This window comes from Thermicanus aegyptius DSM 12793, from assembly GCF_000510645.1.
Classification (GTDB): domain Bacteria; phylum Bacillota; class Bacilli; order Thermicanales; family Thermicanaceae; genus Thermicanus; species Thermicanus aegyptius.
Genome location: NZ_KI783301.1, coordinates 2,313,694 through 2,339,344, shown reverse-complemented (window position 1 = coordinate 2,339,344; position 25,651 = coordinate 2,313,694). Strand labels below are relative to the sequence as shown.

Annotated in this window: 27 protein-coding genes; 22 read left to right on the top strand and 5 right to left on the bottom strand. The window is 49.6% G+C overall.

Translation table 11 applies throughout. From position 1 onward, the window contains the following. The first annotated feature begins 14 nt into the window (after positions 1-14). Both THEAE_RS0112400 and THEAE_RS0112395 read left to right on the top strand, forming a co-directional pair. Positions 15-452: a YlbF/YmcA family competence regulator gene (locus tag THEAE_RS0112400; protein ID WP_028987697.1), complete on the top strand. Its 438-nt coding sequence runs from the start codon at positions 15-17 to the stop codon at positions 450-452. 86 nt (positions 453-538) lie between these two features. Continuing rightward, the gene (locus THEAE_RS0112395) at positions 539-811 is read left to right on the top strand and encodes a YlbG family protein (RefSeq protein WP_005581875.1); all 273 of its coding nucleotides are present in this window, start codon (positions 539-541) and stop codon (positions 809-811) included. Positions 812-893: 82 nt separating this feature from the next. Here the strand turns inward: THEAE_RS0112395 and THEAE_RS0112390 are convergent, their stop codons facing one another. Further along, complete coding sequence (locus THEAE_RS0112390; protein ID WP_028987696.1) at positions 894-2,147, bottom strand: DNA recombination protein RmuC; 1,254 nt, start codon at positions 2,145-2,147, stop codon at positions 894-896. 240 nt (positions 2,148-2,387) lie between these two features. On the opposite strand from THEAE_RS0112390, the gene THEAE_RS0112385 reads away from it, so the two are divergent. After that, complete coding sequence (locus THEAE_RS0112385) at positions 2,388-3,605, top strand: MFS transporter (RefSeq protein ID WP_005581873.1); 1,218 nt, start codon at positions 2,388-2,390, stop codon at positions 3,603-3,605. 22 nt (positions 3,606-3,627) lie between these two features. On the opposite strand, the gene THEAE_RS20895 is transcribed toward THEAE_RS0112385, so the two are convergent. Then, positions 3,628-4,773: a glycosyltransferase family 4 protein gene (locus THEAE_RS20895; RefSeq protein WP_052329990.1), complete on the bottom strand. Its 1,146-nt coding sequence runs from the start codon at positions 4,771-4,773 to the stop codon at positions 3,628-3,630. Next, positions 4,770-5,873, bottom strand: a complete 1,104-nt coding sequence (locus THEAE_RS0112375; protein WP_028987695.1) for a YheC/YheD family endospore coat-associated protein — start codon at positions 5,871-5,873, stop codon at positions 4,770-4,772. The genes THEAE_RS20895 and THEAE_RS0112375 overlap by 4 nt, the downstream gene beginning before the upstream one ends. Positions 5,874-6,090: 217 nt before the next feature. Here THEAE_RS0112375 and THEAE_RS20890 point away from each other — a divergent pair, with 217 nt between their 5' ends. The 3 genes from THEAE_RS20890 to THEAE_RS0112360 all read left to right on the top strand — a co-directional run bounded on the left by THEAE_RS20890 (position 6,091) and on the right by THEAE_RS0112360 (position 7,294). Further along, entirely contained in the window at positions 6,091-6,375 is a 285-nt protein-coding gene (locus THEAE_RS20890; RefSeq protein WP_005581869.1) for an HPr family phosphocarrier protein, read from the top strand. A 296-nt stretch (positions 6,376-6,671) separates the two neighbouring features. Next, positions 6,672-6,815 carry a hypothetical protein gene (locus tag THEAE_RS23050; protein ID WP_156920620.1) on the top strand — a complete coding sequence of 48 codons (144 nt, stop codon included), beginning with the start codon at positions 6,672-6,674 and terminating at the stop codon, positions 6,813-6,815. Continuing rightward, positions 6,812-7,294: a 2-thiouracil desulfurase family protein gene (locus tag THEAE_RS0112360; protein ID WP_028987694.1), complete on the top strand. Its 483-nt coding sequence runs from the start codon at positions 6,812-6,814 to the stop codon at positions 7,292-7,294. Before THEAE_RS23050 ends, THEAE_RS0112360 begins: the two co-directional genes overlap by 4 nt. Here the strand turns inward: THEAE_RS0112360 and ylbJ are convergent. Then, positions 7,270-8,487 carry a sporulation integral membrane protein YlbJ gene (ylbJ, locus tag THEAE_RS0112355; RefSeq protein ID WP_028987693.1) on the bottom strand — a complete coding sequence of 406 codons (1,218 nt, stop codon included), beginning with the start codon at positions 8,485-8,487 and terminating at the stop codon, positions 7,270-7,272. The two genes, THEAE_RS0112360 and ylbJ, sit on opposite strands and share 25 nt — an antisense overlap. Positions 8,488-8,628: 141 nt before the next feature. Between ylbJ and THEAE_RS0112350 the strand changes: the two genes are divergently transcribed. The 14 genes from THEAE_RS0112350 (at position 8,629) to ftsY (ending at position 22,800) form a co-directional block, all read left to right on the top strand. Further along, complete coding sequence (locus THEAE_RS0112350; RefSeq protein WP_005581866.1) at positions 8,629-9,417, top strand: patatin-like phospholipase family protein; 789 nt, start codon at positions 8,629-8,631, stop codon at positions 9,415-9,417. Beyond that, positions 9,407-10,480 (top strand): SepM family pheromone-processing serine protease, encoded by a 1,074-nt coding sequence (locus tag THEAE_RS0112345; RefSeq protein WP_084213540.1) that lies wholly within the window; start codon positions 9,407-9,409, stop codon positions 10,478-10,480. Before THEAE_RS0112350 ends, THEAE_RS0112345 begins: the two co-directional genes overlap by 11 nt. A gap of 53 nt (positions 10,481-10,533) precedes the next feature. After that, entirely contained in the window at positions 10,534-11,043 is a 510-nt protein-coding gene (locus tag THEAE_RS20885) for a YceD family protein (RefSeq protein WP_052329986.1), read from the top strand. Between the two features lie 26 nt (positions 11,044-11,069). Next, complete coding sequence (rpmF, locus tag THEAE_RS0112335; protein WP_028987691.1) at positions 11,070-11,246, top strand: 50S ribosomal protein L32; 177 nt, start codon at positions 11,070-11,072, stop codon at positions 11,244-11,246. A gap of 118 nt (positions 11,247-11,364) precedes the next feature. Continuing rightward, a complete protein-coding gene (fapR, locus tag THEAE_RS0112325; protein WP_028987690.1) occupies positions 11,365-11,952 on the top strand; it encodes a transcription factor FapR in 588 nt (195 codons plus the stop codon). Then, positions 11,949-12,950, top strand: a complete 1,002-nt coding sequence (gene plsX, locus THEAE_RS0112320) for a phosphate acyltransferase PlsX (protein WP_005581862.1) — start codon at positions 11,949-11,951, stop codon at positions 12,948-12,950. Before fapR ends, plsX begins: the two co-directional genes overlap by 4 nt. Next, positions 12,947-13,963 (top strand): beta-ketoacyl-ACP synthase III, encoded by a 1,017-nt coding sequence (locus THEAE_RS0112315; protein ID WP_028987689.1) that lies wholly within the window; start codon positions 12,947-12,949, stop codon positions 13,961-13,963. Before plsX ends, THEAE_RS0112315 begins: the two co-directional genes overlap by 4 nt. A 74-nt stretch (positions 13,964-14,037) precedes the next feature. Then, positions 14,038-14,997 (top strand): ACP S-malonyltransferase, encoded by a 960-nt coding sequence (fabD, locus tag THEAE_RS0112310; protein WP_028987688.1) that lies wholly within the window; start codon positions 14,038-14,040, stop codon positions 14,995-14,997. Then, positions 14,990-15,730, top strand: a complete 741-nt coding sequence (gene fabG / locus THEAE_RS0112305; protein WP_005581859.1) for a 3-oxoacyl-[acyl-carrier-protein] reductase — start codon at positions 14,990-14,992, stop codon at positions 15,728-15,730. Before fabD ends, fabG begins: the two co-directional genes overlap by 8 nt. Positions 15,731-15,757: 27 nt before the next feature. Continuing rightward, positions 15,758-15,994 (top strand): acyl carrier protein, encoded by a 237-nt coding sequence (gene acpP, locus THEAE_RS0112300; RefSeq protein WP_005581858.1) that lies wholly within the window; start codon positions 15,758-15,760, stop codon positions 15,992-15,994. A gap of 155 nt (positions 15,995-16,149) precedes the next feature. Next, complete coding sequence (fabF, locus tag THEAE_RS0112290; protein ID WP_028987687.1) at positions 16,150-17,391, top strand: beta-ketoacyl-ACP synthase II; 1,242 nt, start codon at positions 16,150-16,152, stop codon at positions 17,389-17,391. Between the two features lie 21 nt (positions 17,392-17,412). Next, positions 17,413-18,111 (top strand): ribonuclease III, encoded by a 699-nt coding sequence (rnc, locus tag THEAE_RS0112285; protein WP_281169574.1) that lies wholly within the window; start codon positions 17,413-17,415, stop codon positions 18,109-18,111. Positions 18,112-18,183: 72 nt separating this feature from the next. Continuing rightward, entirely contained in the window at positions 18,184-21,765 is a 3,582-nt protein-coding gene (smc, locus tag THEAE_RS0112280; RefSeq protein WP_028987685.1) for a chromosome segregation protein SMC, read from the top strand. 45 nt (positions 21,766-21,810) lie between these two features. Continuing rightward, positions 21,811-22,800 carry a signal recognition particle-docking protein FtsY gene (gene ftsY / locus THEAE_RS0112275; RefSeq protein WP_028987684.1) on the top strand — a complete coding sequence of 330 codons (990 nt, stop codon included), beginning with the start codon at positions 21,811-21,813 and terminating at the stop codon, positions 22,798-22,800. Positions 22,801-23,093: 293 nt separating this feature from the next. Here the strand turns inward: ftsY and THEAE_RS0112270 are convergent, their stop codons facing one another. Then, complete coding sequence (locus THEAE_RS0112270; protein ID WP_028987683.1) at positions 23,094-23,378, bottom strand: hypothetical protein; 285 nt, start codon at positions 23,376-23,378, stop codon at positions 23,094-23,096. A gap of 167 nt (positions 23,379-23,545) precedes the next feature. Here THEAE_RS0112270 and THEAE_RS0112265 point away from each other — a divergent pair, with 167 nt between their 5' ends. Both THEAE_RS0112265 and THEAE_RS0112260 read left to right on the top strand, forming a co-directional pair. After that, on the top strand, positions 23,546-25,129 hold the full coding sequence (locus THEAE_RS0112265; protein WP_028987682.1) for a restriction endonuclease subunit S: 1,584 nt from the start codon (positions 23,546-23,548) through the stop codon (positions 25,127-25,129). Between the two features lie 16 nt (positions 25,130-25,145). Continuing rightward, a complete protein-coding gene (locus tag THEAE_RS0112260; RefSeq protein ID WP_028987681.1) occupies positions 25,146-25,637 on the top strand; it encodes a hypothetical protein in 492 nt (163 codons plus the stop codon). The last annotated feature ends 14 nt before the right edge of the window (positions 25,638-25,651 follow it).

Sequence of the window (25,651 nt, the reverse complement as noted above, 5' to 3'; positions counted from 1 at the left end):
TTGACCCACCGAGGATGGAACTTACAGCCATATTAGAGAAGACCGATGAACTGATCGAGAGGATTCTAGATTCGGAACTTATAGCGGAATACAAGGAGACAAGAAGCCGCCTGAACCAGAACATACAGGCCCAGGAGAAAATCCGAAAATTTATAGAACTAAAGGAAAAATTTGAAGAGGTGGCGCGTTTCGGAAAATACCATCCCGACTATAAAAGGATTCGATTGGAAGCATTGATAGCTCAGAGGGAGTTGGAACTCGATCCGGAGATTTCCGCTTTTAAGGAGGCCGAACGAAAACTGGAGCATCTTTTTTATGAGATCAGTCGACTGCTGGCGGAACAAGTATCCCCCACCATCCTGGTGCCCGGCGATTCCCCTTTTGCTACGCATTCCCATTGTGCCGGGGGGGGATGTTCAAGTTCCGGTTGCAATATCCACACGACATTGTAGTATAATAAGAAATAAGTGATCTAACTTTCAGACGATGGGTGAAAATCATCGAATCCTAGAATATCGAAGCTTAAAGGAGATCAACCATGAAAAAGAGAGTGGGACTGGCGGTATGGGTGGATCATCTCCGCCCCATTCGGCATTTGAAACGTTATGGTACGATTCACTATGTTTCCAATCGTTGCAAATATGCGGTTCTCTATGTGGATGAGGAGCAGGTGGATCACATGGTCCGAGCCATTTCTTCTCTAAATTTTGTGAGGAAGGTGGAACCATCCCACTACCATGAGATTGTGGAGAACCTGTTGAAGAAGAAAGAGAAACTTGCCGACGAAGGAAACCTCTCCGTCAATTTATAGGAAAGGTTGGCCCATAAACTCCTCACAGATGGAAGCGGATGTGGAAAAAGCCCTGGAATTTCTTCCGGGGCTTTTGTTTTCATTATGAAACTTCCGCTTCCTCCAAGAGGGTGGGGGCCTCCTCGTCAGGCAACGCTTCCACGGATCTTAGTTTTCGTTCTATGGTGCGGCTCTTTTTTGCGGCATCCTCGATGGTGTTGGAAGCTTCCTGTAATTTCTTTTGCGTTTTTTCCAAAATGGCGCCAAATCGATTAAACTCGGTCTTAACCGCTCCAAGAAGTTGCCAAACCTCGCTGGAGCGTTTCTGAATCGCCAGCGTGCGAAACCCCATTTGCAAACTGTTGAGGAGAGCCGTAAGGGTGGTCGGTCCGGTAATCACCACCCGGTAGACCCGTTGCAGCTCCTCCCATAATCCGGGGCGGCGAAGCACTTCGGCGTAGAGTCCCTCGACCGGGAGAAAGAGGAGGGCGAAGTCGGTGGTATCCGGAGGCGAGATATATTTTTCTTGAATTCTCTTTGCCTCTTGGCGGATGCGGCCCTCCAATTGCTTCAATGCTTCCTGGGTTTTCGTGGCGTCTCCCCGTTCTTCCGCCTCCTGAAGGCGCTGGTAATCCTCCAGGGGGAACTTGGCATCGATGGGGAGGAAGACGGTTCCCTCTTTTTCCCCCTTCTTGCCCGGCAATTTCACGACGAATTCCACCCGCTCCCCGCTTCCTTTCCGAGGGGCTACATTCTTTTCATACTGTTCCGGGCTTAAGATTTGTTCCAGCAGGGCTTCCAGTTGAATTTCTCCGAGGGTTCCCCGTGTTTTCACATTGGTTAGGACTTTTTTCAGGTCTCCTACACCTAAGGCCAGGTTTTGCATCTCTCCCAAGCCTTTATGTACAAGCTCTAACCGCTCACTCACGAGGCGAAAGGATTCCCCCAACCGTTTCTCCAACGTACTCTGAAGCTTATCATCCACCGTCTGCCGCATCTCTTCCAGTTTCTTGCCGTTCTCTTCCCGGAGGGAGGCGAGTTGTCCTTCCACCGTTCCACGAATGCGCTCCAGTTTTTCATCATTCAAACGGGTATGTTCGGACAATTGGTTGGAAAAGCTCTCCAACAGACGAATTTCTGTCTGGAGCTGGGAAGCAAGGTGCGCCGACAATTCCTCCCTTCCTTCTTTTTGGGTCCGCAGCATGTCTTCCCGAAGGCGGGTGATCTCCTCCCGGAAGCCCTTTGTGAGTTGTTCTTGTCCGATTTGCAGGGCAGAGAGGCGTTGATAGGAAAGGAACAGCAGGATGAGCAGGATAAGGTTTAAGAGAAGGGAGAGGGAAATAAAAAGATCCGGCATTTGGATCACTCCTTTCTTTGCGGTGCCTGTTTCCTTTATTATAGAACTTTTGTACCCCAAAAGGAACTTTTTTTCGTTGCACGAAAGAATAAAGAGGAATATAATCTTTAGAAGTCCCCAGAGGAGGAAGAACTCCTGATAAAGGAACGGAAAAGAGACCGGAAAAAGTAGAAAATGATATTCGCCTACTTGAATAGTTCGTAGAACGAAATATAATAGAGGGAGAAGGAGTGAAAGGGAATGGAGATATGGAAGAGAAACCTGATCGTCTTATGGGTCGCCAATTTTTTTGTATTAGGAGCGATGCAACAGATCATGCCGTTTCTTCCCCTCTTTTTGCAGAAAGACCTAGGGGTCAGCGCTGAGGGGAATCTTCATTTATGGACCGGAATTATCTTTGGGGCCAATTTCTTAACGGCTTTTTTATTCTCCCCCATCTGGGGGAATTTGGCGGATAAAATTGGGCGTCGGGTCATGATTCTCAGGTCCGGCCTCGGCATGGCCCTCATTACGGGGGCGATGGGATTTGTAACTTCACCGGAACAGCTTCTCATCTTACGTTTGCTAAATGGGATGATCTCCGGTTTTATCCCCGCATCCATTGCCCTCGTTTCCACCAATACGCCCCGTGAAAGGGTAGGCTTTGCCCTGGGGGTTCTTCAATCGGGCGGTGTGGCCGGAACGATTCTGGGACCTGCGCTGGGGGGCTTATTGGCCGATTTTATCGGATTTCGAAACATTTTTTATGTCACCGGAACATCCCTCTTTATCGGAACTCTTCTTGTTCTATTTTTTGTGAAAGAGGTGAACAAGCCGGTACGGGGGAAACATCAGGGAGAAGGCTTCGTCAAAGATTTCAAGAAGATCATGGAGACGAAGCCTCTTCCTGCTTTATTCGGAACCGGCATGCTGATCCAATTTTCCATCATTAGCACCATGCCGATCATGGCCATTTATGCGGAGAACCTCTTGGGACATCCCCAATATGTTGCTTTCTTTGCCGGCTTGGTGATCGCCGCCACCGGGGTGGCCAACATGTTTGCCTCACCTTTTTTAGGCCGTTTAGGGGATAAGGTGGGAAGTCAGCATGTTCTCTTTTATTCTCTGGTAGCCGCCGTCCTTTTCACCCTGCCCCATGCTTTCGTCACATCCATCTGGCAATTGATCCTTTTCCGCTTCTTATTCGGCTTATCCGTGGGAGGGCTAATGCCCTCCGTCAATGCGTTAATTCGCCATTTTTCACCCGAGGGGATGGAAAGCCGGACCTTCGGCTATGCCAACAGTGCGACGTTTATCGGGAATATGGCCGGCCCGATCCTGGGGGGATGGGTGGCGGACCAATTTGGAGCGGCGAGCGTCTTTATCATGGCTACCGTTGTTCTCCTCCTAAATCTCTTCTGGGTACGGTTGCAAGTTCGGGACAAGATGGAGAAAGCTCGCCTTAAAACGGAAAGTTAGGGAGGGCTGAACAGAAAAAAGCTTATAGGAAGCGCCCATAGACCCGACGCATCCGATGGGCGACATGATGCCATGTAAAATGGGCTTTCACCCTCTTTCTCCCCCGGTTTCCCATCTCTTTTGCCAACGGGGGATTGAGAAGAAGGGTTTTTACCGCTTGAACGATGGGCTCCGGCTCTCCGATGGGAACCAGAAGGCCTTCTTTTTCATGCCGGATGATTTCCCGGATCCCGCCGTTCCGACTGGCCACCACCGGGAGGCACGACGACATAGCCTCCAGGTTGACGAGACCGAAGGCTTCAAACCCGATGGAAGGCATGAGAAAGAGATCGGCTGCCGGGTAAAGCTGATGAATTTCATCGTGGGGGATATAAGGAAGAAAACGAACGGAGTCTTTTAGAGAAACGGCTTCCCGTTTTAAATGGGAAACATAGGGGGTTTCCTGATTAATTCCATATTTATTTCCCCCTGCGATGAGGAGGAGAACCGCCAGTTTCTCCATTTGAAGCCTTTTTACCGCTTGAAGCAGGAGGTGAACGCCCTTCTGGGGGATGAGCCGACCTACATAGAGGAGGATGGGTCGATTCCATTCACTTCCATGAAGAAACTTCCTTCTTCTCCTTTGCCGTTCATCCTCTGGGAGGGGATGAAAGCGATCCGCATCAACCCCCAGGGGAATCACTTCGATTTTCTCCCCGATCTCCGCATGTTGGCGGACGAGGAGCCTTTTTAGTGCGTGGCTGTTTACGAGTATGGCGTCGGCCAACTTTAGAGACTGGGATCGCAGGGAAGGGGAAATGGAATCGGACCGAAGAAAGGTGAAGGAGTGAAGGGAGAGCAGGAGGGGGATCTCCGGAAAGTTTTTTTTCAGGGCAGGAAGGAAGTGGGGGCGATTCTCCACCTGAATGATCTTCGGCTTCTCTCTCCGTATCACTTCAATGCTCTTCATGAGATATTCCCTTTTGTCCCCGCAACGAATGTAATGGAAGGATGGCCCTACCCCTTTCCCGTTCATGATTCCCTCATCGGCAGGTTCTTTTCCCACGATGGTGAGGGGAATGGTGGGGTGAAGGAGAGAGGCCCAGGAGAAAAGGGCGAGTTCCACAGAGCTGGCTCGGGGGGAAGGAATGGGATAGGAGCCGGGGGTTAGGATGAGGAGGGGATTCATGGTGTTGCTTTCCTTTCTTGTTGATCGAGCAGATAGGCCGCATAGGCCATGGGGGTGGCGTGAACTCTCTTCCACGCCTCCAGCAGTCCGGCGTTCCGGAAGGTGATGCGTAAGTCCCTCAAGTTTATTTCGATGAGATAGAGATGCCCCTCTTCGTTACATCCCATATCCAATCCCATATCGGCGAGAAAGGGGACTTGTTTTTCCAGCAGATGCGCCGCCTGAAGGGCGAGCGGGATGAGGCGGGATTCGACCAGTGCAGGAGTAAGAGAAGGGTGATTCGCCAAAACCTCTTCTAAGGAGTGGCATTTTCCACCCCGCGCCACATTGGTCAGGAAATGTCCCTTGGCTGCCACTTTAGCGACGATTCCGGTTACTTTCCACTTTCCTCCATATTCTTTTTGGACGGCAACCCGTAGATCAAAAGGGCGCCCCTCTTTTTTGACGAAGGAGATCCCTTCCTGAACCAGATATTTCCGCTGCTGCAGACGTTTCAGGAGAAATTGGGGGATCTTGGTGGTAAAAGAAATGTGTTTCCATCGTGTCCTTCCATTTCTTAACCGAGTCGGGTAATTGAGATTCCACCTTTTTCCTTTCCGTTCTAAACGCATGATCCCCTCGCCGATGCTGCCGTTATCCGGTTTCAAAATGAGGTTGGAATAGCGGTTCATCATGAGGGTAAGCGTGGCCCGATTGGCCAGATAGGTTTGGGGAAGATGAGGATGAAGGCTAGGCTCTTTTCGAAGAAGGCGATAGACCGACCATTTGGAGAGGCGGTTTACTCGATTGAAGATTTTTTTTCCCGAACGGGTAAGCCGTCTCAGGACTTCCCTCTCCCTCCAATTTTTTGGAATAATCCGGTTATGAATGATATCCGGGATCGGGCAGGACCTTCTTTGTACTCGGGTTCCCTCTTTGGTGAGGGCAAGCACCGTTCCTTCCCGGATCCTTAGATCCTTTAGTCGGAAATAGATGGGAGAAAGACCATACGCTTTCGCCCCTTCTTCATAAAAGTGGGGGTTTTCTCGGGTATTTTCCTGATGAAGAATGCCTTGATAGATCAAGGGGTCGATCAGGATGCCGACGAGGCGGTTGCTCATCTCTTTTCCCTTCTTCGCATGGTATTCGATCGTCTGCCGTTACATCTTATGCGCCAGGAAAGAAGGAGGACTAGGCGATCGGAGGGTGGGAGATGTGATTCGTTTCACAAAAAATTCATCCCTAAGTAAGAATATTCTATTTATTTTTTCTTGAAAGCGGTGTATAATAAGTGAAATCATGAACTCACTCCTATAGAGAAGGGAAGGGGAAAAATCGATGTTACATCAAAAGGAGATTACGGTGGATCGGCCCCTCCGGAGCAATGATATCGCCACGATTGTATCCGTTTCCAATGAATTTCAATCGGAGATCCACATTAGAAAAGAGAATAAGCAAGTAAACTTAAAGAGCCCCTTAGGCGTTTATTCCCTGCGTTTGGCGAAGAATGATGAAGTGACCATCATCTGTCACGGCCCCGACAGTGAGGCGGCTTTGAACACCGTGGTTCGTTACTTTATGGATGAAAAACCCCTCTCTTATTCCCGGAAGCAGCGATCATAGATGATGAATGGGGTGGCGTCATGGACATCTCCTTCGCGTGAAACCCGTTCATGTAGACAGAACCGTTCATCTTATGGCGTGATCCGGTTCTGTTTCTTATGAGTGGGGGGATCGGGAGAGGGGCGCAATGTCCGGAAGTCTTCCTTAAGGGGACTTCCTTTTTTTCTCCCATTTTGATAGAACATAAGCATAACACTGGACTAAAAAACGTTTTGAACAAATGCGCCACGACAATGCAGTGCCGGAACCTTCCTCTATAATGGAAGGAGAGCACCCATCCATCCAAAGGGGGGATCATGGATCACCCCCGATCTACATTTACGGGAACAAAGCCTTATGACGGAGGGGTATCCTGCGTGAGCCGGAGGATGAAGTTGGTAAAGGGCTTGACGCATGAAACGATCATGGAGATGGACGAAGAAAAGGAGATGACGGGATGATCTTGGTAAGCGCTTGTCTTGCAGGGCTTAGGACGAGATATGACGGGGGGGACAACCTGCAGGAGAAGGTCCTCCAGTGGGTTCGCGAGGGGAAGGCGGTTCTCGCCTGCCCGGAGCAGCTGGGAGGGCTTTCTACTCCCCGTTTACCGGCGGAGATTGTTGGAGGGAGCGGGGAGGATGTCCTCGATGGGAAGGCAAGGGTGATGGATATGGAGGGGAACGATGTAACCGATGCCTTCCTGAAAGGGGCGGAAGAAACGCTCCGCATCGCCCGGATGTATGGGTGTAAAGGGGCGGTTCTCAAGGAATCGAGTCCATCCTGCGGCTCAACCCTCACATATGACGGCACCTTTTCCCGCCATAAAATACCGGGTCAAGGGGTTACAGCCGCTCTCCTCAGAAGAAACGGGGTCGAGGTTTTCTCGGAAAAGGATTTATCGGAGGAGAATAAGCTTCAGCCCTTTTTAAACAGCCGCTGATGTAGGGTGAGAAGGATTCCAAGGCAGATCATTAAGGCGAATAGGAGATAAAAAAAGCGGGTGAAGTAAAGAACGCTCTGCCACCAATAATCTTCCAAGGAGAAGGTTCGGGAGAAAACGGGAACGGTGGGAGTGTTGGAAAGCGATGGAGTCCGGTCCCAAAGAAGGTAGGTTCCGGAGGTAGCCAAACCCACATGGAGAAGGCGTGCGACGAGAAGGGGTTTATACGAAAGGTCGGTCTGGCTTAAGATGCTGGCGATTTGGGCATGAACGGAAAGCCCGCCCCACGCGAGAATGGCAGAGGCCATGGCGACTTGGTGAATGAGGGGAATGCCGATCCCCTCGGAAGCGGCGCTTTTTACCCCCAAAGTAACCTCAAAGAGACCGTTTACGAGGGAGATGGATAAAGGTTGGGGAATGTGAAAAAAAATGAGAAGCCCTTGGAAAGCCCACTTTAAAAGTAGGCTTACATGAAGCACTTCGAGCAGTTTCATAAAGACGGAAAAGATCATGATAAGACCGCCGATGAGAAGAAGAGTTTGAATAGAGCGTGAGACCGATTCGGAGAGGAGCTTCCCCAAGGTGCGGCCATCTTCCCTCCTCGCCTGATTCATGGCCCGAAATGCGCGGAGCAGGAGAAAATCTTCCTGTTCCTTCACGGGAGTAACTTTTCCCCTCCGGTCATGGAAGCGCATCAGGAGACCTACAATTACCGCCGTCACGTAATGGATCCCGGCTAGGAAGATTCCAAGGAGAGGGCGTTGGAAAAATCCGACGGCTACCGCTCCGAAGATAAAGAGTGGATCGGAAGTGGTGGTAAAGGCGACGAGCCGCTCCCCCTCGCCCTTCGTGATAAGTCCCTTTGCCCTTAGAAGAGTGGTAAGTTTTGCCGCCATGGGATATCCTGAAGAAAATCCCATGGCCAGCACGAAGGAACCTGCGCCTGGAACATTAAAAAGAGGACGCATGACCGGCTCCAAAAGGACACCAAAGAAGTGGGCCAGACCTAAGCCCATCAAAAGTTCCGCCACCACGAAGAAGGGAAGGGTGGCAGGGAAGACCACTTCCCACCAGATTGTTAGCCCCCGTAATGAGGAATGAAAGACCTCTCCGGGATAGAGAACAAAACTGATCACGATGATGAGGGAACTTATGCTTAAAAAGGTTCCATAAAAGATCTCTCTCCGGTTCAATCCGCACACTCCCCTTTCTTCTTTCATTTATACAAAAGAGAAGGAGAAAAAAGACCAAGCCCCTTTTTCTTCGTTCCTTCGATAAAGTGTGTTAGAATAATTATGGTACAAGGAAGTTATCAAGAGGGGAAGGAAGAGGGTATGCGACCTAAAATCGGTTTGGCATTAGGTAGCGGCGGAGTGCGTGGGTACGCCCATATCGGGGTGTTAAAGGTTTTTGAAGAAAACGGCATTCCGATCGATTATGTGGTAGGAAGCAGCATGGGAAGCATTGTGAGCGTCCTGTATGCGAACCGAATCAACCTGGATCATCTATCCCGCTTGGCGATCTACTTAAAGAAGAAACACCTCTTTGACTATTCCGTTCCCCGTCTCGGTTTCATTAAGGGGGAGAAGATCAAGGAGATGGTCCGCCTTCTCACCCAGCGAAAGAAATTGGAAGATCTTTACATTCCAACCGCCGTCGTCGCTACCGATTTAACCCGAGGAGAGCGGTTCGTTTTCCGAGAAGGACCGATCGACGAAGCGGTAAGAGCCAGCATTGCGATCCCCGGCATTTTTGAACCGGTGCAGATGGGAGATCGCCTTCTGGTGGACGGTGGGGTTATTGAACGGGTTCCGGTTCCTACAGCCCGGGAGATGGGGGCTGATTTGGTCATCGGTGTGGATGTTTCCCATCGATCCGTCAATCGAAGGGCTCGTTCGATTTTCGAAGTGATTATGCAGACCATTGATATCATGGACCGCGAAATCTTTATGAACCGAGCCAGCGGAGCAGATCTCCTCATCCGGCCCAATGTAGGACATTTTGATACCACTTCCTTTGAACGGGTGGAAGAGATTATCCAAGAGGGAGAACGGGCAGCCCGGGAAAAAATAAAAGAAATTGAAGCATTGATACAAGGTTGGGGGATAAAACATGCGCACTAGAATGATCATGAGAAAAAGATGGCTTACCACCATCCCGATTCTTGTGGTTGTGATCGCCTCCCTTTTTTTGATTCAACTTCCCTATTTCACCATGAGCCCGGGAGCTGCCCTGGAGTTGTCTCCGATCGTGCAGGTGCAGGGGGGGTATCGGGATGAGAAAGGGAAATTGATGATGACGACGGTGCGGACGGACCGGGCAACGCTCTTTTCTTATCTCTATGCCCAACTTAGTCCAACCACCGATCTGGTTCCTTTGCAACAGATCTTGAGCCCCAATGAAGATGTGAATCAATATTTCAAGCGGCAGGAAGCGGTCATGAAGGACTCCCAACAGACGGCCATCATCGTTGCTTTTCAGAAGGCGAACGTTCCCATTCAGGTGATCAATAAGGGAGCCGTGGTTACGGAGATCATTCCAGGGATGCCGGCGGAGAAACTCTTAAAAGCAGGAGATGTTATTACTGCCGTCGATGGCGAGAAGGTGGAGAACGCAGAGGAGTTGATCAGCGCCCTTCGGGGCAGGAGCAAAGGAGAAAAAGTAGAACTATCCCTGCTTCGTGAAGGAAGTCCCATGACCATCACCATCCCGTTGGCTCCTTTTCCAACAGAATGGCAAATCAAAGGGGAAGGGCAAAAGGTGGGGATCGGAATCTACTCCCCTGCGACAGAACGGGAGGTGATTCCCTCGAAAAAAGTAAACTTTAAGACGGAACACATCGGTGGTCCTTCCGCCGGACTTATGTTTACCTTGGAACTGATCAACCAGCTTACCCCCGGCGACTTGACGAAAGGATACGCCATTGCCGGAACGGGCACCATCTCCATGGATGGAACCGTGGGACCCATCGGAGGAATCCAGCATAAAGTGGTGGGGGCCAAGAGGAAGGGAGCGGCCATCTTCTTCGCGCCGGACAATCCTCCTCTCCCCGGTGAACGCTCCAATTATGAAGATGCGGTTGAGGCAAACAAAAGGCTAAACTTAGGTCTTAAAATCATTCCGGTGAAGAAGCTGGATGACGCCCTGAATTACCTTTCCTCTTTACCGCCGAACGGCGAACGTTGACAAATGTTCCGGAACTTCGTTATAATACTCATTGTTGTCTGGGGTGAATCATTTTGCGGCTAAGACGATCAGAACTTGAGAGGGCGGCGGGAGTTTCGATTCCCCTTTCTTTTTCTTTCCCCTTTCAAGAAAAGGTAAACGATCGGGGAGTTCTCTCCTTATTGGAGATCCATTTCTCCGGAGAGGCGTTATATACCCAACGGTTGGTGACAATGAAGGGTGAGCTCCGGTTTGATGCGACGTTGGCTTGCTCTCGTTGCCTTAAGCCGCTCAGGGAGAGTTTCACCATTCCGATTCAGGAATACTTCGCACAAAAGGGGGATCACCTGACCACCACACTGGAGGAAGATGAGATTAACCGATATTCGGGGGATGAGATCGATCTCCTCCCTCCGCTGAAAGAATGGGTTCTCCTCTCCCTTCCCCCCTACCCCCTCTGCAGTCCCGATTGCAAGGGGTTATGTCCCATATGCGGGGCGAACCGGAACGAGAAGGAGTGCGGTTGTGAAACCGATCAGATCGATCCCCGTCTGGCTGATCTCGCCAAGTTCTTCGAAAAATAAGGAATCGAATAAAGGGGGTGGAATCAATGGCAGTGCCTTTTAGAAAAACTTCTAAAACCCGTAAGAGAATGCGCAGGACTCATTTTAAATTGAGCATTCCGGGAATGGTAAAATGCGACCATTGCGGAGAATATAAACTTTCCCATCGCGTTTGCCCGCATTGCGGCCATTATAAGGGGGAAGTCGTGGTCGAGAAGGAATGATGGAGACAGACAAGAGCCGGGGACGGTTCTTGTTTTTTTATTTTCAGGATTGCAATTTCCTTGGTGTTAGCTTATATTTGGTATTAGTACCAGGTACTAAATTGCTGGGGTGAGGGAAATCGCACGTTTATTAAAACAAGAAAGGCAAGAGGAACTCCGCCGGGTTCTTTTAGAGAACCCTTTCTATACCGATGATGAGTTGGCCCGCCGTTTTTCGGTAAGCATCCAGACGATCCGCTTGGATCGCATGGAGCTTGGGATTCCGGAACTCAGGGAGAGGCTAAAGCAGGTGGCGGAACGCCGCTTTGATCCCCTTCGTTCCTTATTGGAGGAGGAAGTGATTGGTGAGATCGTAGACCTGACATTGGATCAGTCAGCCATTTCCATCTTGACGATTACCGAGGAGCATGTCTTCTCCCGAACTGGGATCGCCCGGGGGCATATCCTCTTTGCCCAAGCCAATTCCTTGGCCGTCGCTTTAACCAATGCGGAGGTCGCCTTGACCGCCCAGGCCAACATTCGCTTTCTCCGCCCTGTACATCTCGGGGAGAGGGTGATTGCCAAGGCCAAAGTCGTGAAGGAAGGAAAGAGAGAATACTTATCGGTAAGAGTAGATGGCTATGTGAATGAAGAGATGGTGATGACAGGAGAATTCCTCGTTTACAGGAGACAGGAGAAGGCGCAGGAAAGGGAGGAGAAAGAATGAGACGGATTGCTCTCGATGCGATGGGAGGGGACTATGCTCCGGAGGCCCCCGTGAAGGCTGCTGTGGAAGCGGTTGAGAAATGGACCGATCTGGAGATTTTGTTGGTAGGGGAGGAAAAGAGGCTTCAAGCCATTCTCGGCAGAGGAAAGCCGAGGGTGAACATCATTCCGGCAAGGGAAGTGATCGGCACCGATGAAGAGCCTGTGAAAGCGATTCGTACCAAGAAGGATTCTTCCCTGGTGGTTGCAGCCCGCCTGGTGAAGGAAGGAGAGGCAGAGGCGGTCATTTCGGCGGGAAATACGGGTGCCCTGATGACGGCGGGTCTTTTAATCGTTGGGAGAATCGAAGGGATTGACCGGCCTGCCCTTTCCCCCATCCTGCCCACCACTTCCGGCGGAGGAGTGCTGGTCCTCGACGTGGGGGCAAATGTGGATGCGAAACCTCATCACCTCCTCCAGTATGCCCGCATGGGAAATCTCTATGCCGAGAAGGTGATGGGGATTAAGCGCCCGCGCATCGGGCTTCTGAACATCGGCGCGGAGGAGAAGAAGGGAAATGAACTGACGAAGGAAACCTTTCCTTTACTCCAAAAAGAGAGCTTTCATTTTATCGGCAACGTGGAACCCCGGGATGTCCCCTTTGGGGCGGCCGATGTGGTGGTTTGCGAAGGGTTTGCCGGGAATGTATTGCTGAAAACCATGGAGGGGACCGCCTCTGCCCTCTTTAACAATTTGAAGGAGGTCTTTACGTCCGGTTTGAAGAACAAATTGGCGGCAGCCCTGTTGAAATCCTCCTTGATGAACTTAAAGAAACGATTGGATTATAAGGAGTATGGGGGAACTCTGCTCTTGGGGTTAAAGGGTGCGGTGGTAAAGGCCCACGGCAGTTCCGATGAGCGAGCTTTCGTCAATGCCATCGGCCAGGCCAGGCGTTTTTTGGAGTTAGAAGTGATCTCCCTTTTGGAAAAATCATTAAAGGAAGAAGGAAGAGATGCATGACGCGATCAGTAGGAATTTTGGGAACCGGTTCATATGTGCCGGAGCGGGTCTTAACGAATCACGATTTGGAGAAGATGGTAGATACCAGCGACGAATGGATCGTTACGCGAACGGGAATCCGGGAGCGGCGCATCGCCGATGAACATACCGCTTCTTCCGATTTGGCTTATGAGGCGGCGGTACGGGCTCTCAAGAAATCGGGGATTTCTGCCGAAGAACTGGATCTCATCTTAGTCGCAACGGTGACGCCGGATATGTTCTTTCCCAGCACCGCCTGTCTCCTTCAGGATCGTCTGGGGGCAAAGAAGGCCGCCGCTTTTGATCTATCCGCCGCTTGTCCGGGTTTTATCTATGGCTTGGCAACCGGCGCCCAATTTATCGCTTCCGGTTTATACCGGTATGTGTTGGTCATCGGAGTGGAAACCTTGTCAAAGATTACGGACTGGAAGGATCGGAACACCTGTGTCCTCTTTGGAGATGGGGCGGGGGCTGCCGTGTTAGGTCCCGTAGAGGATGGTGCAGGATTTCTCTCCTTTGTCCTGGGGGCTGACGGTTCAGGAAAGGATCATCTTTATATCCCCGCAGGCGGTTCCCGAAAGCCGGCCACCTGCGAGACCGTAGAGGCCAATGAGCATACGCTCCGCATGAACGGCCGGGAAGTCTTTAAGTTCGCCGTACGGGTGATGAATTCGGCCACCGATGAGGCGATCGAGAAGGCGGGAATTACCCGGGAAGATATTGATCTTCTCGTACCTCATCAGGCTAATCTCCGCATCATCGATGCAGCCGTAGAAAAGCTGGGATTATCTTCGGAAAAAGTGGTGGTAAATCTGGATCGCTATGGGAATATGTCCTCCGCTTCGATCCCGGTTGCGTTGGACGAAGCGTGGGAGGAAGGTCGGATTCATGGCGGAGATCATCTCCTCTTTGTTGCCTTTGGGGCGGGACTTACCTGGGGAGCCACGGTGCTGAAGTGGTCGGAGAGTATTGCTCCCTCTCAAGCTAAAAAATAAAGGACGAAGATCGACCGATCGAGCCAAGAAAGGGAGAACAAGAGGATGGAAGAGATGATCAGAGGAGGGTGCCGATGAAAAAAGTGGCCTTTATATTTCCCGGACAGGGTTCCCAGGTAGTCGGCATGGGGAAAGATCTTTACGGGGAAGAGCCGGTTGCGAGGAGGATTTTTGATGAGGCGGATGAGCGCCTGGGCTTTTCCCTTTCCCGCCTTATCTTCGAAGGGCCGGAGGAGGAGCTTCGCCTCACCTACAATACGCAGCCTGCCCTTTATACGGTAAGCAGCGCTTTTTTAGCGGTGATCGAGAACCGGACTCCATTCATTCCGGATTATGTTGCGGGGCACAGCCTGGGAGAATATACCGCTTATCATGCGGCGGGGGCGATCCCTTTCGGAATCGGGGTTGAACTGGTGCGGAAACGGGGAGAATGGATGGAGGAAGCGTATCCGGCGGGACGGGGAGCGATGGCGGCGATCCTCGGCATGGAAAGGGAGCCCCTCCGCTTACTCTGTGAAGAGGTGACCCGGGAAGGAATGCGGGTAGAATTGGCGAATCTCAATTCCCCTGGTCAGATTGTGCTCTCGGGTACTCGGGAAGGGGTGGAAGAAGCTGGAAAACGGGCCAGGGAGCGGGGCGCTAAGCGGGTTATTCCCTTGCAGGTTAGCGGTCCTTTCCATTCCTCTCTGATGAGTCCGGCCCGGGAGAAGATGGAGCAGAAGCTGAAAGAGACCGAGGGCTTAAAGGATCCGGTCATTCCCGTTATTTCGAATGTCTCGGCCAAAGAGGTTACTTCCAGAGAAGAGATGATCCAAGCCCTCATCCAACAGGTCACCTCTCCCGTTCTCTGGGAAGATTCCATCCGCCGCCTGATCCAATTGGGAGTGACCACCTTTGTAGAGGTGGGTGCCGGAAGCGTACTTACCGGCCTCGTGAAGAAGATTGATAAAGGAGCGGAGACCCGTAACGTTTCCAATCTGGAACAATTACGTGCATGGGTTAAAGAATGGGAAGGGGAGATGAAGAATGCTTAAAGGGAGAGTTGCTTTGATTACCGGTGCATCCCGGGGGATTGGCCGAGCGACCGCCCTTGCCCTGGCAGAAGCCGGAGCCAAAATCGCCGTTAATTTCCAAGGAAATGAAGAGAGGGCCAGGGAAGTGGTTCACCAGGTGGAAAGCTTGGGCGGGGAGGCGCTTTTGGTAAAGGCAGATGTCTCCCGGTATGACCAAGTGGAAAGCATGGTCGATGCCGTTCTTTCCCGTTTCGGCAAGTTAGATATTCTCGTGAATAATGCCGGTATTACCCGGGATACCCTCATCATGCGCATGAAGGAAGAGGATTGGGATGCGGTGATCAATACCAATTTAAAAGGGGTATTTCACTGCATCAAGGCGGTAACTCGTCCCATGATGAAGCAGCGCTATGGGCGGATCATCAATCTCTCGTCGGTGGTGGGCATCTCCGGCAATCCCGGACAGGCCAATTATGTAGCGGCCAAGGCGGGAGTGATCGGTCTCACCAAGACGGCGGCAAAGGAGCTTGCCTCCAGGGGAATTACCGTAAATGCGGTTGCTCCCGGGTTCATCGAAACGGATATGACCGGCGTATTGGATGAAAAACTGAAAGAAGAATTGCTTAAGATGATTCCCCTCGCCCGATTTGGGAAACCTGAAGATGTGGCGCGGGTTATCCGCTTTCTCGCAACCTCGGATGCCGAATATATCACTGGACAAGTGATTCATGTTGATGGCGGCATGGTGATGTAATATAATGCTTGAGAGGAGGTGAAGGGGATGTCTGATGAATTGTTTGGGAAAATCCAAGATATCATTGCTGACCGATTGGGAGTAGAGAAGGAGAAAGTCACACCTGAAGCTTCTTTTAAAGATGATTTGGGAGCCGACTCCTTGGATTTGGTGGAACTGGTCATGGAATTAGAAGATGAGTTTGATATGGAGATTTCCGATGAGGATGCAGAGAAGATTGCAACGGTAGGGGATGTATTGGAATACATACGATCCCACCAGTAATTTCATGAATAGAAGGGAAGCCCTGATGGGCTCCCCCTTCTTTTACCATGTGGGCGAACTTCTCTTCTCCTCCCTTACCGTAAGCACGAAGCCTGGACGTGTTGTTTTTATTTATAAGGTGTATTTTACAGGCTGATCTGTAAAGGAGTGGTTCGATGAGAAGAAGAGTGGTTATCACCGGGATGGGCGTCATCTCTCCCATTGGCAATACAGTTGAAACGTTTTGGCAAAATTTGATCAACGGCGTGTCGGGGATTGGTGAGATTACCGCCTTTGACACCAGTGAATATACCACCCATATCGCCGGAGAGGTAAAGGATTTCCGCCCGGAGGAGTATATGGATAAGAAAGAGGCAAAGCGGATGGATCGCTTCGCCCAATTTGCGGTCGCCGCCACCAAAATGGCCCTGGAACAGGCGAAATTGGACATACCATCTCATCATCCCGAACGGGTGGGTGTCTATATCGGCTCCGGAATCGGGGGGCTTTCCACCTTTGAAGAGAATTACAGGATTCTATTGGAAAAAGGGCCAAAAAGAGTTAGCCCTTTCCTGATTCCCATGATGATCGCCAACATGGCTTCGGGGATGGTTTCCATTCTCTTCGGCGCAAAGGGTCCAAACAGCTCTCCCATCTCAGCCTGCGCTACCGGCACCCATGCGATCGGGGATGCGACGGAGATCATCCGCAGGGGGAAGGCCGAAGTGATGATTGCAGGAGGGAGTGAGGCGACGATTCGCCCCCTTGCTTTTGCCGGATTTGGCAATATGAAGGCTCTTTCTACCCGAAACGATGAGCCGACGAAGGCGAGCCGCCCTTTTGACCGGGATCGGGATGGCTTTGTCATGGCGGAAGGGGCAGGGATCGTCATCTTGGAGGAATTGGAGCATGCGAAGAGACGCGGTGCTCCTATTATTGCCGAAGTAGCCGGGTATGGCATGAGCGGAGACGCTTACCACTTAACCGCGCCGGATCCGGAAGGAGAAGGGGCAGCCCGGGCTATGAGGGAAGCGATCCTTGACGCAGGCGTAAAGCCGGAAGAGATCGATTACATTAATGCCCATGGCACCTCTACCGATTACAACGATAAATTTGAGACGATGGCCATTAAGCGGGTCTTTGGGGATCATGCCTATCGCCTTGCCGTAAGTTCTACCAAATCGATGACCGGCCATATGCTGGGCGCCGCGGGCGGGGTGGAGGCGATCGCCACAGCGCTTGCCATCCAGAACGGAATCATCCCCCCCACCATCAATTACGAGAATCCGGACCCGGATTGTGATTTAGATTATGTTCCTAACAAAGCAAGAAAGGCGAAGGTGGAGATTGCCCTTTCCAATTCTCTTGGGTTTGGCGGACATAATGCCTCGATTCTCCTTAGAAAATTTCATGAATAAAAAGAGAAGGGCGATCTGGGGGTGAAGTATCGGTTGGATTTTAAGAGACTGCAGGAGCGGCTTGGAATCGCCTTTCGGGATGAAGGATTACTTCGTCTAGCCTTTACTCACGCATCCTATAGTAACGAACATCATCGGCGTGTTGATGAGGATAACGAGCGTTTAGAGTTTTTGGGAGATGCCGTTTTAGAACTTACCATATCCCATTATCTTTACAGAAGAACTCCACCCATGTCGGAGGGAGAGATGACCAAGCTCAGGGCTTCTATCGTATGTGAACCGTCCCTTGTCTCCTACGCCGATTCCCTCGGATTTGGAGATTATATCCTCCTGGGGAAAGGCGAAGAGTTGGCAGGAGGCAGGAGCCGGCCTGCTCTCCTTGCCGATGTGTTTGAAGCCTTCATCGGTGCCCTTTATTTGGATCAGGGTCTTCATGCGGTGGAACGGTTTTTGGAGAACTATATCATCCCGAAAATTGAACGGGGTGAATTCACGGTCATGGTGGATTATAAGAGCATGTTGCAGGAGTGGATTCAACAGAAGAGTTCCTGGGAACTTCATTATGAAATCACCCAGGTAAAGGGTCCTGCCCATAACCGTGAGTTCGTTTCGGAAGTCTATCTGAACAACCGCTTGCTCGGTACGGGGAAGGGGCGCTCCAAAAAAGAGGCGGAGCAGCATGCGGCAGAGGAAGCCTTGCATCTCCTCGGAGTTCTATAGGAAAAGTAGGGTTGTGGGATTCCCACAACCCTATTATGATAAAAGGAGAGTTTACAATGGGAGGACAAGCCGGTGTATTTAAAGCGTCTCGACTTATATGGCTTTAAATCCTTTGCCGACCGGACCGAGTTGGAGTTCGTTCCGGGAATTACGGCGGTGGTAGGGCCCAATGGGAGCGGGAAGAGCAACATAGCCGACGCAATCCGCTGGGTTTTAGGAGAACAGAGCGCCAAATCTCTTCGGGGAATCAAGATGGAGGATATCATCTTCGCAGGCAGCGATACCCGGAAAGGCGTTAATTTTAGCGAGGTTTCCCTCACGTTAGATAATACCAGCCACAAGCTTCCGGTGGATTATTCGGAAGTGACTGTGACCCGCCGCTTATACCGAACAGGGGAGAGTGAATTTTTTATTAACAAAGCGCCTTGCCGTCTTAAAGATATCGTAGAATTGTTTATGGATACGGGGCTTGGCAGGGAAGCTTATTCCATCATCGGCCAGGGAAAGATCGAGGAGATCCTCTCCACGAAGGCAGAAGACCGGCGGGGAATCTTTGAAGAGGCGGCAGGCATCGTAAAATATAAGGTGAGGAAAAAAGAGGCTGAACGGAAGCTGGAGGAGACGGAAGCGGTTCTCCTCAGGGTTTCCGACATCTTGCAAGAAATCGAGGGGCAGGTGGCTCCTCTAAAGGAACAGTCCGATCGGGCAAAAAAATATAAAGACTTAAGAGAGAAGCTTAGAGAGAAAGAGGTGGGCATCTATCTCTATACCATTGAGGAGACCTATGCCCGCTGGGAAGAAAGTAAAGCGGCAATAGAGGAACTAAGGGAAAAGGAGCAACAGCTTTCCGCCCAATTAAGCAAATGGGATGCGGAGATCGAGGCGAAACGCTGGCAAGTCGCCCAATTGGATCAAGAGCTGGAGAAGAGCCATGAGGATTTGATCCAAACGGTGGAACAGGTGGAAAAACTGGATGGAGAGCTTCGTCTCACCGGGGAACGGAGAGAAAACACAGCAGGGAGCAAAGCCGCTCTTTTGAAAGAAGAGGAACGGCTGCTGAGGAAAAGAGAAGAACTGCTGGAGAAAAAAGAGAAAATCTCCGCCGAAGTGGCCCGTCTACAGAGGGAGAATGAGGAGCTGGAAAATTCCCTTTCCCAGGCGGAAGCAAGATTAAGAAACCTCACCCTGGCAGGGATGAAATCCCTGGAACAGATGAAAAATGAATACATCGAGATCTTAAGTCAAATGGCAGCGGCCCGCAATGAGGAAAAGAATCTCTCCCATCAACAGGAGCAGCTCCATCACAAGAAAGAGCGAATCGGTCAGGAAATCGAGAAGGGGGAAAAAGGGAAAAAGGAGATCGAGGAAAGAATCGCCACTCTCAAACAAGAGGAAGAGGAACATGAAACGACAATCCGACGTCTTCAAGGGGAGATTCATGAGTTGAACGCCTCCTTCATCGAATGGAAGAGGAAGGAGGAAGAGTTTCTCCCTCTTCTTCGCCGGATAGAACAAAGCCAAGACCAGCTCTCCTCCCGCCTGGAAGTGTTAAAGGAGTTGCAGGCCGACTATAGCGGTTTTCATCACGGGGTAAAAGAGATCCTCCTGGCCCGGGGAAAAAGCTTGTCCGGCATTCATGGCGCGGTGCTGGAACTGATTGAGGTACCGAAAGAATTGGAAACGGCCATCGAAATTGCTTTAGGAAATGCCCTTCAGTATGTGGTGGTGGAGGATGAAGAGTCCGGCAGAAAGGCGATCTCGTATTTAAAAAAGCGCCAATTAGGGCGAGCTACCTTTCTCCCCCTCGACGTGATCAAGGGAAGGAAGCTTTCCCCGGAAGAAGAAAGGAAACTCCTGAATGACCGAGGGGTGGTCGGTATTGCCTCCAACCTCATCCGCTTCGAAGCCCGTTATCGTTCGGTGATAGAAAACTTATTAGGAAATGTGATTCTTGTGAAAGACCTGGAGAAGGCCAATGAAGTGGCCCGCCTCTTTGGTTACCGCTACCGAATCGTCACCTTGGAAGGAGATGTGGTAAATCCTGGAGGATCGATGACGGGCGGCAGCCTGAAGCAAAAAGGGAATTCCCTCTTGGGAAGAGAGCGGGCGATCGAGGAAGCGGAGAAAGAACTGGAGCTCTTGACCGCAAAAGGGCGGAAAATACGGGAGGAACGTACGAATCTGCAAGAGACGATAAGGCAGCTCCAGTTGGAAATCGACAAGAAGGGCTCCCTGTTGGAACAGCACACGGCTTCTTTGCAAAAACACAAAACAGAACTTGCCCGTCTTATGGCGGAATATCGCAATATGGAATCGAGCCTCCTCTATTGGCAAGGGGAATGGGAATTGCTGCTGAAGGAGGAAGAGGAACTTCAGGCAAAGGGAGAAGAGCTTTTCCTTAAACTTTCCGGTCTTAAGGCAGAGGAGAACGAAAAGAAGAAGAGGATCGAAGAAGCGGAACAGGCGAAACGGGATCAGGAAAATTCTAAAGAGGAACTTTCCCAGGAAATGACCCGTTTGAAGGTAGCCTTAGCGGAGAAAAGGCAGGAACTTTTATCCTGGAAGGAAAATGAAACGAGCGTAACCGACGAGATCCGGCGCACCGAAGAGGAAAAAACCAGGAAGGAGGAAGAAAGGAAACTCCTGGAAGAAAAAGAAGAGGAGCATCGTTTCAATGAAGGAATTTTATTAAAACATTTGGAAGAACTCCGTTTGAAAAGGGAAGAGCTTCAGTCCCTTTTGGAGGAGAAGCGCAAAATTCGTCAAGAAATTACCCTTTCCCTCGAAAAGTTGGAGAGTGAAGGGAAGGAACTTCGCCGCAAGGTGAAGGGCATTCAGGAGAGTTTACACCAGGAAGAGGTGAAGGAAAATCGTTTTGAAATCGAACTGGATAATCTCCTGGAAAAATTGAGGGATGAATATAACCTTACCTACGAAGCGGCCAAAGAATTCTTCACCCTGCCCCCGGAAGAAGAGACGTATCTCATTCGCCAAGATATCCTTCACCTTAAACGGGAGATTGCCCAACTAGGGGATGTAAACCTTGGAGCCATCGAAGAATATGAGCGGATCTCGGAACGGTATTCCTTCCTGACGAACCAGAGCGAAGATCTGAAGAAGGCAAAGGAGACGCTCTATCAGGTGATCCGGGAAATGGAAGAGGAGATGACGAAGAGGTTTGAAGATGCGTTTACGTTAATTCAAGGGGAATTTCGGCGAGCCTTTAGCGAGCTTTTTGGCGGGGGAAGGGCGGACCTACTTCTCACGTCACCTGATCACCCTTTGGAAACCGGAGTTGAGATTATGGCGCAACCCCCTGGGAAGAAATTGCAAAATCTCTCTCTCCTATCCGGTGGGGAGCGGGCCTTAACGGCCATCGCCCTTCTCTTTGCCATCTTACGGGTCCGTCCCGTCCCCTTTTGCGTTCTGGATGAAGTGGAGGCAGCCTTGGATGAGGCGAACGTCTCCCGTTTCGCGAAGTATCTCAAGGATTTTAGCGACCAGACTCAGTTTATCGTCATTACCCACCGGAAGGGAACGATGGAAGAGGCGGATGTCCTCTACGGGGTAACGATGGAGGGTTCAGGGGTCAGCAAGATGGTCTCCGTTAAATTAGAGGAGGTTGTAAAGGAAGGAGAAGGGAAGGCGTCGTAGAACGTAGGGTTAAAGGAGAGAATTTAGAGGAAGGGAATGACCTGCGTGAGCTTCTTTAAAAAGTTAAAAGAAACCTTTACCAAAACGACTGATACCATTACCAAGAGTTTCACGGAAGGATTGAGCAAAACCCGTTCGGCGATGGTGGGGCGGATTGAACAGCTGGTCCGTCGAACCCGGAAGATTGATGAAGAGTTTTATGAAGAACTCGAGGAGATCCTGATTGCGGCCGACGTAGGGGTAAAGACGGTGATGGAGTTAACCAACCGCTTGCGGCAAGAGGTAAAGGCGCGGAAGATCGAAGATGGAGGGGATTTAAGACCTCTTTTGGCCGAATTGTTGGTAGGCCTTCTTCGGATGGAAGAAGGAGAAGAGGAGTTGAAGGTAAACCCGGATGGGCTTACGGTTTATCTCTTCGTCGGTGTAAATGGAGTAGGGAAGACGACCACCATTGGGAAAATGGCTCATCGTTTCCGCTCTGAAGGAAAGAGAGTGATGCTGGCCGCGGGGGATACCTTCCGGGCAGGAGCCATTGAACAATTAGAGGCCTGGAGCGTGAGGGCAGGGGTTCCCGTCGTGAAGAAGGAAGCAGGGAGCGACCCGGCCGCTGTCATCTTTGACGCTATCGAAAGGGCGAAGCAGGAGGGCTTCGATATTCTTCTTTGCGATACTGCGGGAAGGCTGCAAAATAAAACCAACCTGATGAATGAATTGAACAAAATTTACCGGGTGATCCAACGGGAGATCCCTGAAGGCCCCCATGAAGTTCTCCTCGTTCTAGATGCGACCACCGGGCAAAATGCCCTCTCTCAGGCCAGGACTTTCGAAGAGGTGGCCAAAGTCACAGGGATTGTGCTCACCAAGTTGGATGGGACGGCTAAAGGAGGGATTGTCATCGCCATCCGCAATGAACTGGGGATCCCCGTGAAGCTGGTGGGCTTGGGAGAAAAGATGGAGGATCTTCGCCCCTTCGACGCAGAGCAATTCGTAGCCGCCCTGTTTGCGGATCTTCTCCGTGAGGATGGAGATGAATAGATGGTGCATAGTGGATGCGGTAGCCCAAGTCATGGTATGTCAAGCGTCAGTGAAAATGTCATAGTAACGCGTCAGTGAATTTGTCACATCGATTATGGTTTATCCTTTCACCCTCTGTTTTTATTGTGGCCTGGTCCGCTCATTTCATCAAGGGTAAAGGCCCAAAGCCTTCGCTTCGCTCACCCTTGATTCATTCGCGGTCCAGGGATAGAAGGCGAATAAGGGGTGAAAGGAATTTTAGCGGTATTCCTTAACCGCTATAGCCAAATGAAGTCCGTTGTGGCACCCTTTTTTTAGGTTTGTTGTATTCTCGCCAAGGATGATTGGCAGCGGGCTTGTGAGGGCTCCTCGCATGGCTCGCCTTTTCTTTTTGGGGAGCCGTCTGACGTTGTGGTTTGGATGTTTCCTGCAAGGGATAACTCCTTGTACCAGACAAATAGCTTGCCGTCCAATGTCTGGCGGATTTCGACCCGTGTTTTGGGAGGGATCGTTTGCCTCTGTTTCGTGGTGTTAATCTTGTAGGTTTTTCCTTTGTAAGAAATCGTTTCTCCCGTTCCGATCAACTCTTCTTTTGTCAAAACAATTCTCTCCTGTCCCATAGTGACATTTTCACAGACAGGTTACATAATGACAATATCATAAACGTACAACAAAGAAAAAATTTTAGTATAGACATACTAAAGTATTTATGTTACAATACCATCGATGAAAGAATTTACACATATGGATAGAAAGGAGGAAAATGGTGAACCCATCAATAAATCTTTTTATTAATTCATTTGCTGTACGTGGTATTACCTCCCGAGAGCAATTATTGAACGAGATGTTACGCGTCAAACTTACAGCGCGAGCGGTGAAATCACAGGAAAAACCTCTGCAGGATGGAGAGCAGCTTTTCGAATTAATGAAGCAATCTACTGAAAGCACAATCCTGGGATATTTTCCAGGCGACAGGGATTTCTTTTCTACAATTTATAAGGTTGCAGAAGGAATTGACCTTATAGAGTATACGCTTAAACTATACCAAAACGACCGCTTCGGACAGATATTCTCTCCGGCTTATTTGACGGAATACATCAGTAGCCTGATAGATGAAGCAAGATCACAGTCAATACTTATTGCCGAAGCAGAAAAAAGCCTGTCAGGTCTTAAAGGTTTGGTGGAGAAGCATCAGTCAAGTAATATAACCTTTACCACATCCAATGTACTTATGTTTATGCTGCTTAAGCTTGGTTTTGAAGACTATGACAACGTCACTATTCTTAATCAGTCGATATATCAGGAGCTGCTTGTTGACGCCCGTTTTGACTTTATCTATGCGCTGCCTGATTTTGGTGGCAAGATTGAAGCCGTTAACCATAAATTTATCTCCTCAAGACCGGATGTTGTAGCGACGCAAAATTTACTTAGGTACTTGTCCGACAGAGGGACGCTGGTGACTGTGCTTCCTGTTAAGATTGCATTTGCAAGTGGTTCTGAAGCAAAGCTGCGTGAGCATATCATGACCCACTATCAATTGGAGGGTATTTACAGTCTTCCCGAAGGTACTTTTAAGCCGCACACTTCTATCAAAACTTATCTGCTTAAGATAGGTGCTGTAAAAAAGGAAAATGTGAGCGTAGGATATTTAGGTTATGATAATGGTCTTTATGTCGACAAAGTGAAGGTAGTAGGAAGCAAAGATTTTGCCGCTCAAGAGGATTGGAGAATTGAACTTATCCTCGAGGATGATGACGAGCATATCAGAAAGTATAAGACATCAACTATAGAAAGAGTTAAACTTCACGAAGTTGCAGAGGTTTTTAGGGGAAAATCAATCCTCAAAAAAGATATTAAGCCTGGGAAAATCCTGGTGCTGAATATATCAAACATTACCGATACCGGCATTGATTATTCCAATATGGACAGTATTGATGAAGAAGAACGAAAAATTAAAAGATATGAGCTGATAGACGGCGACATAGTCTTATCTTGCAGGGGGTCGGCAATTAAAACGGGTGTATACCGTAAACAAAAAAATATCGTTATCGCCTCGGCCAATGTTATCGTTATTAGACCCAATAATAGGGTCTTAAGCAACTACCTTAAGATATTCCTTGAGAGTCCTGTCGGAATAGCACTTATAAAAAGCTTTCAACGAGGGACCACTATTGTAAATATAAATCATACTGACATTATGGAAATGGAAATACCTTTGCTAGATATTGAAGAGCAGAAAGAGCTGGTAACTCATTATGAAGCTGAAAGCACCTTGTATCGAGAAACTATCCGTAAGGCTGAGGAACGCTTTGCTGCTGAAAAAGAAAAAATCTATGAGAGACTATTATAAGAAAGGGGATACAAATATGGCGATTAAAGAATTTGAGTTTATGCATGGTGGAGTTATAACTAGATTATTAAGAAAAGATGTACCGATGCAGTCAACTCTAGTAGAAACAAATTCGAATGATAGCAAAGCAGTTTATAAGCTTTTAAAGGAAAAAAATAGTGAGCTGATCTTATATATAAAATATCGATCTAAACCAGAGCCAAGGAAAACAGAAGGGAATACATGGATCTTTAATTTTACACAAAACAATCTAAAAGAGTTGTGCTCGTATAAAGATGATAATTTTATGGTTGCGCTCATATGTGGCAAAGAAAAACAGCTAAACAATAGTGAAGTATGCTTATTAGATAAACAACAGGTTACAAGCAGTATTGATATCCATTCTAAATCTAGTCAAACAATAACGGTTAAGCTTTCGGACCGTAAAGGTTTCAGGGTTTATGGTACTATGACAATAGGCGAGCCAATAATCATACCAAGAAATAAGATCAACACAATTGCGATTTAAGATGGAGGATAAAA